Genomic DNA, 14,016 nt, shown 5'->3' with positions numbered 1-14,016 from the left:
TTTCTGAGAAGCCTGATATTGTCTGGCTAGACTTTCTTCAAGTAATCCAGAATTTTTTCAATTGTTTCTTCTGAGTGGCTGACATGCGGATTATGGCCTTCCCCTTCTATCCGCACTAACTCGCTGTCCCGTATACGGCTGTGCACAAAAGCTACTGCTTCTACAGGTGCAATGGCGTCATTCTGCATTTGAAGAATCAGCGTCGGAACCGCTACCAGCTGAAGGTCGTCCCGGACATCTGACAAAAACGTCGCTTCCGCAAACTGTTTCATAATGGCCGGATCATTTGAGCACAGGAGCCGTTCAAATTCTTCCGCAAATTCCGGCCGGTCAGCATTTTTCAGGACGACAGGGGCCAAATATTTTGCCCACCCCTTATAATCCGTTTCTAGCATTTCCAGCATTCCTTCAATATCTGCCCGTTCAAACCCGCCATGGTATCCCGGTTCATTCAAGTAATGGGCAGAAGGGGCAATCATGATTAAATTCTTGATCAAATCCGGCCGTTCGATAGCGGCTAATGCACCAATCATGCTGCTGACCGAATGGCCGATAAAAACAATATTTTTCAGACCCAATGCATCACAAAGCTCAATCAAATCCTGCTTATAGCCATGCAAAGTCCCGTAGCGTTCTTTTGAATAAGCTTTTTTATCGCTTCTGCCAGATCCTACATAATCAAACAGCACGACGCGGTATTTCGTTTCAAAGGCTGGCGCAATATTGTCCCATATGTATTGGTCACAGCCGAATCCATGAGCAAAAACCAGCACCTTTTCTCCGTGGCCTAAGCAGCGTACATTATTTCGCTTGCTTACAGTTAAATTCATTTGCGCCTCCAACTCTGGAGCATAAAATTATTATATGCCTTCCTTTCATTCTATCGAACACGCAGGGAATTAAACAGGATAAGACCTTAAAAACCCCTTCTGCCTGCAGGCAGAAGGGGTTTTGGGCCAAATATTGTGATTCTAAACACTTACGCAACTGTAACCCGGTTCCGTCCGGCATTTTTTGAAGCATATAAAGCCTGGTCCGCTCGAGCAAACAACAAATCCGCATTATCACCGGGTTCATAGGCTGCAACACCGATGCTTACCGTGATGGCAACATGGAGCCATTCGCCATGTTCAATTTTTCCGCGAAGTTTTTCCGCGAATTCCTGCGCTTTCCGTTTACCGACACCAGGCAACACAATGACAAACTCTTCTCCACCCATACGGGCGGCAGTGCCGAGCCCGTTTGCTTCATTCAGCAGCTTCCAGGCCAATTCCTGTAAAACTGCATCCCCTGTTTGATGGCCGCAAGTATCATTGATACGTTTGAAGAAATCAATGTCAATCACAAGCAGCGACAGCGGTCTTCCTGCTTCCGCCTGGCCAGCCATTTCGGACATCATTTCTTCCAAATAACGCCGGTTTTTCAATCCGGTCAGCGGATCGGTAGTGGTCATCTGCAAAAGGTTAGCGTTCAGCTCTTCCAGCTCCAGCTGCTTTTGCTCAACTTCAGCCAGCAAGTTTTGAAGCTTGGAATAGGCTTCTGCCGTTTCCTGATTGATTTTTTCAGCATTGCGCTTTGCCAGCAGCAATTCCTTTTCATATTCACCGCGGATGGTCATCGGAATCAAGGCACATTCGTAAAATCCGTTCCGTTTGACCGTGTTCATCAGCACCGGAACCGGTCCAGCCGCACTTTTTACGGTCAAAAACATTTCATCGACCCTTCCGTGTAAAGTAATGGAAGGCATAAAGTACGTTTGGAAATAGACACGGGAGGCGACGGTCAGCAGGTTATGGATATTGCCAGGCACATGATGTTCCGCCCCGACCAATTCCCGCATCGCCAAGTTCATCTCGATAATCTTGTAATTTTCATCAATCACCAAATAGCAAAATGGCGCCAAGTTCAATTGCACATCCATCCCCGAATCCCCTTCCTAGTTTTCCAAGTATTCCTTTATCATCCTTACCGTTTCTTCCGAATCGCTGATATGCGGATTATGTCCGGCCGCATTCATCAACCTTAACTGGCTTCCTTTAATGTTCTCATGGACATACTGTCCCACTTCCGGCGGTGCGATGGCATCAAAGCGCGTCTGAAGAATCAGTGTAGGAACCGAGACTTTCGAAAGCTCGGAGCGGACGTCTGATGTGAAAGTCACTTCCGCAAACTGGCGCGCAATCACGGGATCGTTGGAACACAGGATTTCCTCAAAATCTGTTGCCAGATGTGGTCGATCTTCGTTTTGCATGACGACTGGCGCCAAGTATTTTGCCCATTCTTTATAATTGATTTCCATCATATCGAGCAGCTCATCAATATCGGATTTTTCAAAGCCGCCGTGATAATCCGGTTCGTTCAAATAATAAGGAGAAGGGGCAATCATGATCATCTTATCGATCAAGCCCGGACGTTCAATGGAAGCGAGCATGCCGATCATGCTGCTGACCGAATGGCCGACAAACACAATGTTTTCCAAATTCAACGCATCGCATAAATCGAGCAAATCCTGCTTGTATCCGTGCAAAGTTCCATATCGTTCCGTGGTGTAAGCCGATTTATCGCTTTTCCCTGCTCCTACGTAATCGAACAGCACTACCCGGTACTTTTCTTCGAAAGCCGGGGCAATGTCACTCCAAACGTATTGGTCACAGCCGAAGCCGTGCCCAAAGACCAGCATTTGCTGCCCTTGTCCGAACAACCGGACGTTATTGCGTTTTAAAATATCTGTATCCACCATAAAAAAACACCCCTTTGTAAATTCAAAAACAAGCCATTCTGCTTTTAAACAGTAAGTTCCATCATACCACTAAAAGGAAGAAAGCAAGGACTTATACCAATCCTACTATACACTGACGCCAAAAATGAACAAAAAGGTTCGGTAACTTATACAAATTGACATAGCAAAAAAGGCAGTTGGGAATTGAGTCCAACTGCCTTTTTTATGTAGAATTGCCTGTTTTGAAAAATTGCCGGACTTCATGACTTCAATTACCGTTTCCAGTACATTACCAGCTCGCTTTTTTCACTCCAGGAATCTGCCCTTTATGCGCGAGGTTCCGGAAAGCGATGCGCGACATTCCGAATTTCCGTAAATAAGCTCTCGGCCGCCCGGTCTGCGAACAGCGGTTTTTCAAACGGATGGGGTTTGAATCTTTCGGCAGTTTTGCCAATGCAGCATAATCGCCGTTTCCCTTCAACTCTTTCCGCCGCTCTGCAAATTGCGCTGCCACTCTTCTTTGTTTTTGGTCTTTTGCAATCTTCGATTTTTTAGCCATCTTTTGCTCCTCTTAAAAATATTCATTGTGATTGATTTAAGTTTTTATTTTGTTTCCCGGTGCAGCGTCATTTTTCTAAGCCGGGGACTGTATTTCTTTAACTCAATCCGCTCAGGGTTATTCCGCTTATTTTTTGTAGTCGTGTAATTCCGGTCTCCTGTTTCCGTGCAAGCTAAAATGATATTCACTCTCAATTTTTTCTCCTCCTTGGTAAATTGCTTTTTACCTTAAGCATTAACATGCCGGCAGCGGATCCTTTAATAACTTCCAATCCGATGCGAGCTCTTCATCGGTCAGCAAGCAACCGTCTAACTGTTCTGCAAGTGCTTTCGGATCGATCTGTATTCCGATCAACACAAGTTCCGTCATTTTACTGCCTTCTTCCGCTTCCCAGGTCCCCGCCCTTTCAATGCTTAGAGATGGTCCGGCTTGAGATAACAAGACTGCCGTATCATTGCGGGTCGCAAGCCATAAGAAACCTTTCGCCCGAATCACTTCCACCGGCCAATCGAGCATCCATTTTTCCAAGCGCTCCGGGTGGAACGGCTTGTCGCTGCGGTAAACAAATGAGGAAATACCGTATTCCTCTGTTTCAGGCACATGTTCTTCATTGAGTTCTCTGATCCAGCCTGCACTTTGGCTTGACGTTTCAAAATCAAACAAGCCGGTATTCAGCACTTCGCTTAAAGCGATTTGCGAATAGGACGCTTCGATGATCCGAGCTTCAGGGTTTAGGGCCTGAAGCGCACCTTTTAGCTCCAAGCACTTTTCTTCCGGCAGCAAATCGATTTTGTTTAACACCAAAACATTGGCAAATTCGATCTGGTCAATGAGCAAATCTGCAATTTCACGGTCATCTGCTGCGGCAGCCTGTTGCTTTCGGTCAAGCAATGTCTCTCCAGATGCAAGGTCCTGCCAAAAAGCGTCGCCATCCACCACCGTAACCATCGTGTCCAACCGGCATAAATTCAGCAAGTCCACATTCAAGGTTTCATCTATGTAGGTAAATGTCTGGGCTACCGGAACCGGTTCACTAATTCCGGAAGATTCGATGACGATATAGTCAATATCTCCGCTTTTGGCGAGCTTTTCCACTTCCAAAATCAGATCTTCCCGAAGTGTGCAGCAAATGCAACCGTTTTGCAGTTCCACCAATTTTTCTTCAGCCCTTAAAAAGTTTATCTGCTTCACCAAAGAAGCATCAATATTCACTTCGCTCATGTCGTTCACAATGACCGCCACTTTCAGCTTTTCGCTGTTCTGCAAAATGTGATTCAATAATGTCGTTTTCCCCGAGCCCAAATAGCCGCTCAAAACCGTCACCGGGATTTTGCCTTCCATATGCCTGTTTCCACCCTTCCTTCTTTGCGCACCCCTTAAATCGTAATCATTACGTTTTATATACTACAGACCGTTCTTTCACAAATCAAGCCTTTTATGCATAAATAAAAAATCAGCCGCATTTAGAGCGGCTGATTTAACCTGCAGCTATTTGCCGGCCAACTTCTGCTTGCCTTTTACGAGCGTTTTTCCCGTTTCATCCGTTCGCGCAATCCGCCTTCCACTTCGCTTCCCGCTTCCATCGGTTCATACAGCGAACCGGTATTTGGCTCCATCGGCGGAGCGTCTTGGATGACTTTTTGAACAAACTTGGCATTGGCCGATTCCGTCGCGCCCGGCATCAAATGGCTCGACAGAACCGAGGCTTTCGATTTCGCGCCCACTGCCACAGATTCCTGCGGTTTATCAAGCAGCCCGACGATGGCATCAATGACGATTTGCGGATCGTCCATCGGCTTCATTTCAGCGGCATGGCCGGTATAATTGCCGGTATGGATAAACCAAGGCGTATCGGTCGCCCACGGCATGACTGTACAGACATGGATATCCTCATATCCTTCGAGCCGCATTTCTTCGTTCAGCGCAGCACCCAGTCCGGCAACGGCATGTTTTGACGAGCTGTAGCCGGCGTAATACGGAAACGCAATTTCGCTCGTAACTGAACCAAGATTAATGAGAATGCCTTTTTTCGTTTCCTTAAAATGGCGCAGTGCGAAATGGCTGCCATTGATGACTCCTTTAACGTTCACTTCGATGACGCGCTTCAAATCATCGGTCGGAATATCGGTGAATGGCCCGATAGCCCCGATGCCGGCATTGTTGATCCACACATCGATTTTGCCGAATGCCGAGAGCGCCTCTTCAAACAAATGCGCGACATCCTCTTCTTTGCTGACATCGGTCGTCACTGCAATCGCACGCGGCCCCAGTTCCTCTGCCAGCGCCTCAATCAAAGCGGTACGGCGTGCAGCCAATACGACATTTGCCCCTTCAGCAGCAAGCTGCCGGGCGACGCCTTTCCCAAATCCGCTCGACGCTCCTGTAATAACTACGGTCAGCCCTTCGCGGGACGTTTTTTTGGCCATCATAATTCCTCCTGTCCTTTAATTATTTTTCACCGGCCATTTTCTTTTCAAATCGTTCGCGCAGGTCGCCCGATACACCAGTCCCTTCCGGACGCGGCTCAAACAGGCTGCCTGAAGTCGCAGGCGCAGGGGGTGCTGCTTCGAGCATCTGCTGAAACTGCCGGCTGTTCAGCGAACGTGTCGTTTTCGGCAAGACATTGCTTAACGCTGCAGTTCCTTTCACTTTGGCACCGACTTCCAGATTCTGCTCCGGATTGTCAATCTGGCTAAGGATGGCATCCACCACTTGCTGCGGATCGTCCGCCGGCCCGATGACGATTTCATGGCCGCTGTAATTGCCGGCATGCACTGTCCAAGGCGTATCCGTCACCCACGGATCGACGGAACAGATATGAATGTCCTTGTAGTCTTCCAAACTCAATTCCTGATACAGGCCATTGGTGAGGCCGGATACACCGTATTTGCTTGCGGTATAGGCTGCGCCGAATGCAAGGGGAACTTTGCTGGCAAAAGACGCCACATTGATCAGCGTGCCGTGTTTTTGTTTTTTGAATTGGTTAAGGGCATAATGGCAGCCATAGAGCGTCCCCAGAAAATTGACTTCCACCGTGCGGTTCAGGTCTTTCAGCGGCGTATCGGTAAACGAGCCATACGTTCCGGTTCCGGCATTGTTGATCCAGACATCGATTTTTCCGTACGCAGAGACCGCTGTTTCAAGCAGCCGAGCGATGTCTTCTTCTTTTGTGATATCAGCTGTCACTGCAATCGCATTCGGTCCGCATTCCTCTGCCAGCTTCTCGATTTCGTTGGTTCTGCGCGCGGCGAGCACGACGTTTGCCCCTTCTTTTGCCAGCTGTATAGCCACTCCTTTTCCAATGCCGCTGGATGTGCCGGTGATTACTGCCGTCAAGCCTTCGCGTAAGCGTTCATTAGGCATGCTGTTTCCTCCCCGTTCTTTTAGATTTTCCCCTTCTCACTTGTCTCCTGTAAGTTTCTTTTTCAGCCGATTGCGCATTTCTCCGGAAACTTCGGTGCCTTCATATTTCGGCTGGTGAAGGCTGCCCGCCGAATTCCCCGCTTCCGGTGCAGACCGCAGCATTCCGAGCAGCGACCGGCCATTCAAATATTCGACTACTTGCGGCATGAGTTCGAAAGAAGCCACCGCCGCTTTCGATTTGAACCCAACATCCACATCCGCTTTCGGCTGATCGATCAGACCGATGACAACGCCGATGACTTTTTCCGGAACGTCCACTGGCCCGAGCACAATTTCATGGCCGCTGTAATTGGCGAGATGCTCCACCCAAGGTGTATCTGTCACCCATGGATGCACCGCGCAGATATGGATGTCGCTATGCCCTTCCAGTTTCATTTCTTCATATATACCGCCCGTCATCCCGGTGATGCCGAATTTCGTGGCAGTGTATGCGGCACCGAATGGCAAGGGTACTTTGCTGACAAAGGACGACATGTTGATGAGCGTCCCATGCCCCTGTTTTTTAAATTGCCGGAGCGCCAAGTGGGTGCCGTACATCGTTCCGATCATATTGATGTCGACCAGGCGGTTCAGATCTTTCAACGGCGTATCCGTAAAAGATCCGAGAATGCCAAGGCCGGCGTTATTGAACCAGACATCGACCTTTCCGAACCGGGACAAAGCCGTATCCATCAGGTGCTGCATATCGCCTTCATTACTAATATCAGTGGTGACGGCCACCGCATTCGGGCCGCATTGCCGGGCCAGTTCTTCAATCAGCGAGGTCCGGCGGGCTGCAAGCACCACATTGGCCCCTTCTTCCGAAAGCTTCCGTGCAACGCCTTTTCCAAAACCGCTTGATGCTCCGGTAATGACCACGGTCAGCCCTTCACGCGAAGCGTGCTTCGCCATTTTTATTCCTCCTTTCAACAGGTAAGTTTTAGATGGTTTAGCCATACCCCTTTTCCACTAAGAGAAACGTGCCTGACGCCTCGAGCCGGAACGGTTTCGAACAAAAAAATAAAGCCGGCCAAATGATGAGCCGGCCGGCTTTAATGCGGTTGTTTCTTTATGGACGTTGTACTATTTAATAGCTCAATGCTTTTTCGTAAAGCCATCTTTTCAAATTGCCGATGGACGGGAAAGAGACGGCTTCTCCGGTAAGCTTATTTTCTGCGCTTATAATGACATCAAACTCATCCTGAACGAAAGACCATCCGTCTTCAATAAGAGTGCGCGCCGTTTTGATCATCATGCTAGATCCTTTGATCACTTCCATTTTTATAGCCTCCCTTTCGATTGGTGTAATTTATTATAATAGATAACCTTAAAATTTTCAGACTTTTCTATCAAATTATTTTTCTATTCCTTATTTTTTCTTTAATTAAACCCTCTATCTTTTTTTATTGATCATTTCTCTATAAAAATGTGAAAAATAAACCAAGAGAAAATTTTTTCTTCCATATAGCAGCCTTATCATTATACTTCCTTCAATTATTGGATCACAAACCTGATGCCCTGTTTTAAATTTGTCTATTTTGAGAAGATGTTTAGCCGCTAAAACACCGGGTACATAAACACTACCTTGCTTTTTAAAAGGGATTCATCAACTACAAGGAGGAATTCGAAATGGAAAAAAGAGGTAACAAACTTATAGGTGTATATGACGTACAGGCAGAAGTATTAAGCCAAGTGAACGAATTGAAAGCTCAAGGGTATACCGAGGATGATATTTATGTTATCGCCCGGGACAATGACCAATTGAATATGATCCGGAGACAGACAGATGTCAACCTGGATACGCAAGGCTCTACAGGCCAGCAGCAGGATGAAGGATTCATGGGGAAATTCGTGAACTTCTTATCCGGAGATGACAACACGCGCAGTGCGTTTGACAACATGGGATTAGACCCTGCGGACCGTGATGCATACTACCACCAAGTGGAAAACGGCAAAATCTTATTATACGTAGACAAAGAATACGGTGATTCCTATAACAGCTACCGTGACCGTACAAGAAGCGATTCTGCAATCGCTGGAACTGCAACGGATGCACCGTTCAGCACAGGCGGCACAACGGGTGCGGATTTCGATTCGAGCAGAACAACTGGCACGAATTTTGATTCTACAGACAGCACATTCGGCAGAACAGGCGATACGGATGAAGAAACGCTTCGCCTTCACGAAGAGCGCTTGAACGTAAACAAAGACCGCGTGCAAACCGGCGAAGTGAATGTCGGCAAACACGTTGTTGAAAGCGAACAGTCCATCGAAGTACCGGTGGAACGCGAAGAAGTGTATATCGAACGCCGTCCGGTAAACGAAGAAGCTTCTGCAACTGAAGGCGGTTTGGGTACTACAGGGGCATATGAAGACAATGAAACAATCCACGTACCATTGACGGAAGAACGAGTGGAAGTAACGAAAAAAGACGTCGTTTCTGAAGAAATCGTCGTCGGCAAACGCAAAGTGCAGGATACAGAAACAGTGAACGAAACCGTCCGCCGCGAAGAAGCGGATATTGATGAAGACGGCCAGCTTAACAAAAACCGTACCGATGCAACAAACCGTACGGATCGCGACCGTTTATAATTCATTCAAAAAGCAGCCCTAGCGGCTGCTTTTTTTATTGCCTTTTACTCTTGAGTCGCCGCTATGGCAAAATAAGTCCCTTCAATAGAAGTGTACTCCACCCGTTCGAAATGGGCTTTGAATCCGGCCTCTGCAAGCAGTTCTTCCCACTCCGCCATCGAAAACAAGCCCGACTCGGCCCGGTCGTATTCCCGGAACACATTACCTTCTTCATCCCGCATCACATAGACGTATTCGGTTTCCGTTACATGGTCATCCGGATCGCTGTCATAAGTCCATTCCAGATAGCGCATGCCTTTCTTTCCTTGGTCGATGCCGCCGTGGCTCGTTTCCGTCTGAAAAGTTTCCGTGAAATGGTCCGTCATGATCAGCAAAATTCCGTTTTCGTTCAAGTGCTTTTTTGCGTTGTGCATGACTTCCAGTAAATCAGCCGCCGTCGTCAAATACATAATGGCATCATGGATGAAAACGAGATCGAACTGCGAACCAAGATCCAAGCTCCTCATATCTCCCTGGATATGGTCGCATTCCGGATTCAATTTCCGGCTGATTTCGAGCATGTCCGGCGATAAATCGGTCAACACCATGGAAAAATGCTGCTTGAAGTAATACGCATTGCTGCCTCCGCCGCTGCCGAATTCTACCGCCGTCCGGACGCCAGGATGATAGCGCCGGATAATTTCCAGGTACAGTCCCGCTTCTTCTTCGTATTCTGTATGGGGAGACATCAGCGGCCACCATTCTGCCAATTCCTTGTACAGTTTCATCTCGCTTCTCCGCCTTCCGTTTTTAAATTGATTGAACTATAAGCCCATTCCTTCCACATGTCAATATGGTTCATCCGAACGGATTGAAAATGGTTTTTAAGGGAACAACTAAGTAAAACCGGAAAAGGAGTGGATTCCATGCTGTTTGAACATTTCCGCCAAACCACAATTGATACGGAAGGCGCACAGATCAACCTTCGCTACGGCGGCGAAGGCCCACCGCTCCTGCTGCTTCATGGCCATCCGCAGACGCATGCAATGTGGCATTTGATTGCGCCGTGGCTTGCCGAGCATTTCACCGTGGTGATGCCGGATCTCCGGGGCTACGGCGACAGTTCCAAACCGGAATCGGCCGAGGACCATTCTACTTATTCGAAACGCGAAATGGCAAAAGACCAAGTTGCGGTCATGAAAGAACTCGGATTCGACCGTTTCTCGGTCGCCGGACACGACCGCGGAGCGCGCTGTGCTTACCGGCTGGCACTCGATTTTCCGGAAGCCGTCGAAAAACTGGCCGTGCTGGACATCATCCCGACCGGCGAAACGTTCCGGCGCGCCAACAAGGATTTCGCCATGGGATACTGGCATTGGTTTTTCCTGGCGCAGCCTTTTGATTTTCCGGAACGCGTCATCGGCCAGAACCCGGACAATTTCTATTTTCAGGGCACCCGCCATTTATTCCATCCGGAAGCACTCGCGGAATATTGGCGGGCAATCCATCTTCCCGGTACCATCCATGCAATGTGTGAAGATTACCGGGCGGCCGCTACAATTGACTGTGACATTGACGAACAGGACCGCGCAACCCGAAAAATCAACTGCCCCACTCTTGTACTTTGGGGCGAAAAAGGTTCTTTGCCGAACTGGTACGATGTGCTGGACGTGTGGCGCAGCTGGGCGGACGATGTAGAAGGGCACGGCATCGATTGCGGCCATTACCTGGCTGAAGAAGCGCCGGAGGAAACTTGTGCGGAGTTTTTAAGATTTTTCAAAAGCAACTCTTAAAAAGCAGGTCCAATTAATGGACCCGCTTTTTACGTTGCCCTGTTTAAAATTCTTTATCTACATATCGAAAAATTCAGATAACTATATTGACTTATGCTATTTGTCTTGCTATTTTTGTATTAAGTGTGCGGAATTAACCATTTCTTTCTGCCTAATAAAATAATCATTTTTATTCTTTCCTTCCCTTGCCGATTCATGCCCTAAAGATTCGTCATCCCAACATTCACTGGAGGTAAAAAAATGAAAAAGACGGCCGCCAAAAAAATATTAATCCTTAGCGGAATCTCCCATATGATTGACGTCGTAGAAACCGCAAAAAGAATGGGGTTCTACACCATCGTGACGGACAAGGCACCTGGCTCCCCTGCGAAAGCATACGCCGATCGGTCCTACGATGTCAGCACCTCGGATATGGACCGCTTAGTGGAAATCGCACAGTCGGAAGGGATCGACGGCGTGTTCAATGGTTTTGATGACTTGAATACGTGGAACGCTTTGGCATTGTGCGAAAAATTGGGAATGCGCTATTACGCAACGAAAGAACAGCTGGAAATCTGTTCGAACAAAGACCAGTTCAAGGCATTTTGCCGCCAATTCAACGTGCCGGTCATCGGCGAATATGAAATCGGTGCAGACTTGAATGAGGCAGATCTCGTCGCCTTGAAGTACCCGGTCATCGCCAAACCGGTTGACAGCTATGCGAGCCAGGGCATTACCGTGTGCTACAGCCCGGAAGAACTGAAGGCGGGCTATCAAAAAGCCCTTGATTATTCCAAATCTCAAACAGCCATCATCGAACCGTTTATCGACACGCCTTACGGCACCATGATGTATTATACGGTCCAAAACGGGGAAGTGTACTTGTCCGCTGTCACAGACCGCCACGTGCACAAGCAGGCAAAGGAACATCCGCCGCTGCCGATCGCCGTCGCTTTTCCGTCCCGCCATAAAGAACTTTACCTGGAAAAAGTGGATCCGCAAGTGCGGGAGATGATCCGCGCTATGAATATCAACAACGGCGTTCTGTTGATTCAGGCTTTATATGAAAATGAGGAATTTTATATTTACGAAATGGGCTTCCGGATCAGCGGTTCCCAACACTATACGATCGTTGAAAAGCAAACCGGCGTCAACCTGCTCGAAATGATGCTCGACTATGCCGTCGGCGAAAATGTTGCCAAATACGACATTTCGAAATACGACAACAGCTATATGCCGTATCCTTCGTGCAATTTGCCGATCCTGCTCAATCATGGGACCATCGCTGAAATCAAAGGGCTTGAAGAAATCCTGGCAATGCCCGGCATATTGAACGCGGTCATCAACCGAAAAGTGGGCGATGAAGTCAAACCGAACGGATCCTACAGCCAAATGTTCGGCCGGTTCAATATTTCCGAAAACTCGCTTGCCGCTCTTCACAAGACCATCGATCTCCTTTATACAAAGCTGGAAATTGTCTCAACGGAAGGCCTTGACATGAAGCTAGTGAAATACCAGCCGACAGAAATCGAAGCCATTTCCTAAAGCCTGCGGGACAATCCGGCCAACTAAAAACGGACATCCTCTTTAAGGCTGTCCGTTTTCTCATTTTCAGCTTTTTGCTGTGTATTTTTTCACTGCCGGCAGAATTTCATTGCCGATCAATTCAATATTCCGCAGCAAGCGGTCGAACGGCACACCGCCGAAGTCCATTTGGGCGATATAGCGCTGGTGGTCGAACACTTCATGTTGATACAGGATTTTTTCGATGATTTGCTGCGGGCTGCCGATGTTCATCACATCATGTGGATGCGCCCCCTGGTAGAAATGCGGCTTTGGATAGCCCCGGCCGTTTGTCAGCATCATGCCTTTGTCGATATGCGGATGCATTTCATCAAATGCCTGCTGCGTCGTTTCGGCCGCATGGAAAAATCCGGCCGTCGCCACCGGCAGCTCAGCCGGATCGAAGCCGCTTTCGGCCGCGGCTTCCCGGTAAGCGTCCACCGTGTACTTAAAGCTTTCCGCTGGTCCGCCGAGTGTGGCAAGCATCATCGGAACTCCTGCGTGCCCTGCTTTAATGGCACTTGCCGGATGCCCTCCGACCGCACGCCAAATCGGCAATGAGCCGTTCTGTGGGCGCGGGATGATGCGGGCGTTGCGGAGCGGTGCCCGGAATTCGCCGCTCCAATTGACCACTTCCTGTTCGTTGATCTGAAGCAGCAAGGCAAATTTCTCTTCATATAATTCTTCATAATCTCTGATGTCATAGCCAAGCAATTCAAACAGTCCGATGCGCGACGCGCGGCCGGCGACTATTTCTGCCCGCCCCTCCGAAATCAAATCAATGGTGGCGAAGTCTTCAAACACGCGCACCGGATCGGACGTGCTGATGATGGTCGACGAGCTCGAAATCTTAATCTTTTCGGTCGCTTGGGCAATGGCCGCGATTACCGCGGTATGCGCCTGCGTGGCGAAGTAGTCCTGGTGGCTTTCACCGACACTGAAAAAGTCGATTCCTGCCTGTTCCGCAAGCTTGGCCAACTCAATTATTTGACGGATGCGTTCGCCGGCTGAAATCCGTTCGCCTGTCCGCGGATCCGGGATGTGGTCCCCTAATGTATATAGCCCGAATTCCAGGCCATTTTGCTGATTGATGCGGTATTTCTCCATATCTTCCATCCTTCCCTGATACATGCATTAAAAAATATCTTGAATTCAGTATATCTTGCCATCGACAGTAAAGTAAGTAAAGTGCTCTTCTTTTTTCAAGCTCTTCTCTAAAATCTTTTTATCAGAGAAGGTGGGAATAATTTTACAAAAAATTGTTATAATCTGTAATAAATATGTTTCTTTATTTTCTTTTAAACTCTATAATAAATGAAAGAGAATTTCTTTTTATCAAAAAAGTACTTTTATATCATATATTTTAATTATCAGTAAATTTACAATAAATTTATCGCCGGCTCTTTTGTCCGTGGAATGCCCTTACTCTG

15 protein-coding genes are annotated in these 14,016 nt (G+C 48.0%); 3 read left to right on the top strand and 12 right to left on the bottom strand.

What is annotated here, in order from left to right:
* Positions 1–26: 26 nt before the first annotated feature.
* The 10 genes from HU147_RS01875 to HU147_RS01830 form a co-directional block, all read right to left on the bottom strand.
* Entirely contained in the window at positions 27–830 is an 804-nt protein-coding gene (locus HU147_RS01875; protein WP_224074618.1) for an alpha/beta fold hydrolase, read from the bottom strand.
* Positions 831–979: 149 nt separating this feature from the next.
* Positions 980–1,921: a GGDEF domain-containing protein gene (locus HU147_RS01870; RefSeq protein ID WP_224074617.1), complete on the bottom strand. Its 942-nt coding sequence runs from the start codon at positions 1,919–1,921 to the stop codon at positions 980–982.
* A gap of 15 nt (positions 1,922–1,936) precedes the next feature.
* Positions 1,937–2,737 (bottom strand): alpha/beta fold hydrolase, encoded by an 801-nt coding sequence (locus HU147_RS01865; RefSeq protein ID WP_224074866.1) that lies wholly within the window; start codon positions 2,735–2,737, stop codon positions 1,937–1,939.
* A gap of 271 nt (positions 2,738–3,008) precedes the next feature.
* Positions 3,009–3,278 (bottom strand): 30S ribosomal protein S14, encoded by a 270-nt coding sequence (gene rpsN / locus HU147_RS01860; protein ID WP_224074616.1) that lies wholly within the window; start codon positions 3,276–3,278, stop codon positions 3,009–3,011.
* Positions 3,279–3,322: 44 nt separating this feature from the next.
* Entirely contained in the window at positions 3,323–3,472 is a 150-nt protein-coding gene (rpmG, locus tag HU147_RS01855; protein ID WP_036811835.1) for a 50S ribosomal protein L33, read from the bottom strand.
* 40 nt (positions 3,473–3,512) lie between these two features.
* The gene (locus HU147_RS01850) at positions 3,513–4,619 is read right to left on the bottom strand and encodes a GTP-binding protein (RefSeq protein ID WP_224074615.1); all 1,107 of its coding nucleotides are present in this window, start codon (positions 4,617–4,619) and stop codon (positions 3,513–3,515) included.
* Between the two features lie 176 nt (positions 4,620–4,795).
* The gene (locus tag HU147_RS01845) at positions 4,796–5,704 is read right to left on the bottom strand and encodes an SDR family NAD(P)-dependent oxidoreductase (RefSeq protein ID WP_224074614.1); all 909 of its coding nucleotides are present in this window, start codon (positions 5,702–5,704) and stop codon (positions 4,796–4,798) included.
* 22 nt (positions 5,705–5,726) lie between these two features.
* The gene (locus tag HU147_RS01840) at positions 5,727–6,641 is read right to left on the bottom strand and encodes an SDR family NAD(P)-dependent oxidoreductase (RefSeq protein WP_224074613.1); all 915 of its coding nucleotides are present in this window, start codon (positions 6,639–6,641) and stop codon (positions 5,727–5,729) included.
* Between the two features lie 36 nt (positions 6,642–6,677).
* On the bottom strand, positions 6,678–7,592 hold the full coding sequence (locus tag HU147_RS01835; protein ID WP_224074612.1) for an SDR family NAD(P)-dependent oxidoreductase: 915 nt from the start codon (positions 7,590–7,592) through the stop codon (positions 6,678–6,680).
* 175 nt (positions 7,593–7,767) lie between these two features.
* Positions 7,768–7,959, bottom strand: a complete 192-nt coding sequence (locus HU147_RS01830) for a hypothetical protein (RefSeq protein ID WP_036811823.1) — start codon at positions 7,957–7,959, stop codon at positions 7,768–7,770.
* Between the two features lie 350 nt (positions 7,960–8,309).
* On the opposite strand from HU147_RS01830, the gene HU147_RS01825 reads away from it, so the two are divergent.
* Positions 8,310–9,272, top strand: coding sequence for a YsnF/AvaK domain-containing protein (locus HU147_RS01825; protein WP_224074611.1), 963 nt, complete (start codon positions 8,310–8,312; stop codon positions 9,270–9,272).
* 44 nt (positions 9,273–9,316) lie between these two features.
* Here the strand turns inward: HU147_RS01825 and HU147_RS01820 are convergent, their stop codons facing one another.
* Complete coding sequence (locus HU147_RS01820) at positions 9,317–10,039, bottom strand: class I SAM-dependent methyltransferase (RefSeq protein WP_224074610.1); 723 nt, start codon at positions 10,037–10,039, stop codon at positions 9,317–9,319.
* A gap of 138 nt (positions 10,040–10,177) precedes the next feature.
* Here HU147_RS01820 and HU147_RS01815 point away from each other — a divergent pair, with 138 nt between their 5' ends.
* Positions 10,178–11,044, top strand: coding sequence for an alpha/beta fold hydrolase (locus HU147_RS01815; protein ID WP_224074609.1), 867 nt, complete (start codon positions 10,178–10,180; stop codon positions 11,042–11,044).
* A 240-nt stretch (positions 11,045–11,284) separates the two neighbouring features.
* Positions 11,285–12,568: an ATP-binding protein gene (locus HU147_RS01810; RefSeq protein ID WP_224074608.1), complete on the top strand. Its 1,284-nt coding sequence runs from the start codon at positions 11,285–11,287 to the stop codon at positions 12,566–12,568.
* A gap of 66 nt (positions 12,569–12,634) precedes the next feature.
* Here HU147_RS01810 and HU147_RS01805 read toward each other — a convergent pair whose 3' ends face one another.
* A complete protein-coding gene (locus HU147_RS01805) occupies positions 12,635–13,693 on the bottom strand; it encodes an LLM class flavin-dependent oxidoreductase (protein WP_224074607.1) in 1,059 nt (352 codons plus the stop codon).
* Between the last annotated feature and the right edge of the window lie 323 nt (positions 13,694–14,016).

It is taken from the genome of Planococcus chinensis, assembly GCF_020071995.1.
Classification (GTDB): Bacteria; Bacillota; Bacilli; order Bacillales_A; family Planococcaceae; genus Planococcus; species Planococcus chinensis_A.
The sequence above is the reverse complement of the archived record's forward strand: the minus strand, read 5'-3'. Positions and strand labels throughout refer to the sequence as shown.

What these genes read in the sequence shown, in the direction of transcription:
- HU147_RS01820 (WP_224074610.1), bottom strand. Translation starts at nt 10,039, where the DNA reads ATGAAACTGTACAAGGAATTGGCAGAATGGTGGCCGCTGATGTCTCCC.
- HU147_RS01875 (WP_224074618.1), bottom strand. Translation starts at nt 830, where the DNA reads ATGAATTTAACTGTAAGCAAGCGAAATAATGTACGCTGCTTAGGCCAC.
- rpsN (WP_224074616.1), bottom strand. Translation starts at nt 3,278, where the DNA reads ATGGCTAAAAAATCGAAGATTGCAAAAGACCAAAAACAAAGAAGAGTG.
- HU147_RS01870 (WP_224074617.1), bottom strand. Translation starts at nt 1,921, where the DNA reads ATGGATGTGCAATTGAACTTGGCGCCATTTTGCTATTTGGTGATTGAT.
- HU147_RS01815 (WP_224074609.1), top strand. Translation starts at nt 10,178, where the DNA reads ATGCTGTTTGAACATTTCCGCCAAACCACAATTGATACGGAAGGCGCA.
- HU147_RS01850 (WP_224074615.1), bottom strand. Translation starts at nt 4,619, where the DNA reads ATGGAAGGCAAAATCCCGGTGACGGTTTTGAGCGGCTATTTGGGCTCG.
- HU147_RS01825 (WP_224074611.1), top strand. Translation starts at nt 8,310, where the DNA reads ATGGAAAAAAGAGGTAACAAACTTATAGGTGTATATGACGTACAGGCA.
- HU147_RS01845 (WP_224074614.1), bottom strand. Translation starts at nt 5,704, where the DNA reads ATGGCCAAAAAAACGTCCCGCGAAGGGCTGACCGTAGTTATTACAGGA.
- HU147_RS01810 (WP_224074608.1), top strand. Translation starts at nt 11,285, where the DNA reads ATGAAAAAGACGGCCGCCAAAAAAATATTAATCCTTAGCGGAATCTCC.
- HU147_RS01835 (WP_224074612.1), bottom strand. Translation starts at nt 7,592, where the DNA reads ATGGCGAAGCACGCTTCGCGTGAAGGGCTGACCGTGGTCATTACCGGA.
- HU147_RS01840 (WP_224074613.1), bottom strand. Translation starts at nt 6,641, where the DNA reads ATGCCTAATGAACGCTTACGCGAAGGCTTGACGGCAGTAATCACCGGC.
- HU147_RS01805 (WP_224074607.1), bottom strand. Translation starts at nt 13,693, where the DNA reads ATGGAGAAATACCGCATCAATCAGCAAAATGGCCTGGAATTCGGGCTA.
- HU147_RS01830 (WP_036811823.1), bottom strand. Translation starts at nt 7,959, where the DNA reads ATGGAAGTGATCAAAGGATCTAGCATGATGATCAAAACGGCGCGCACT.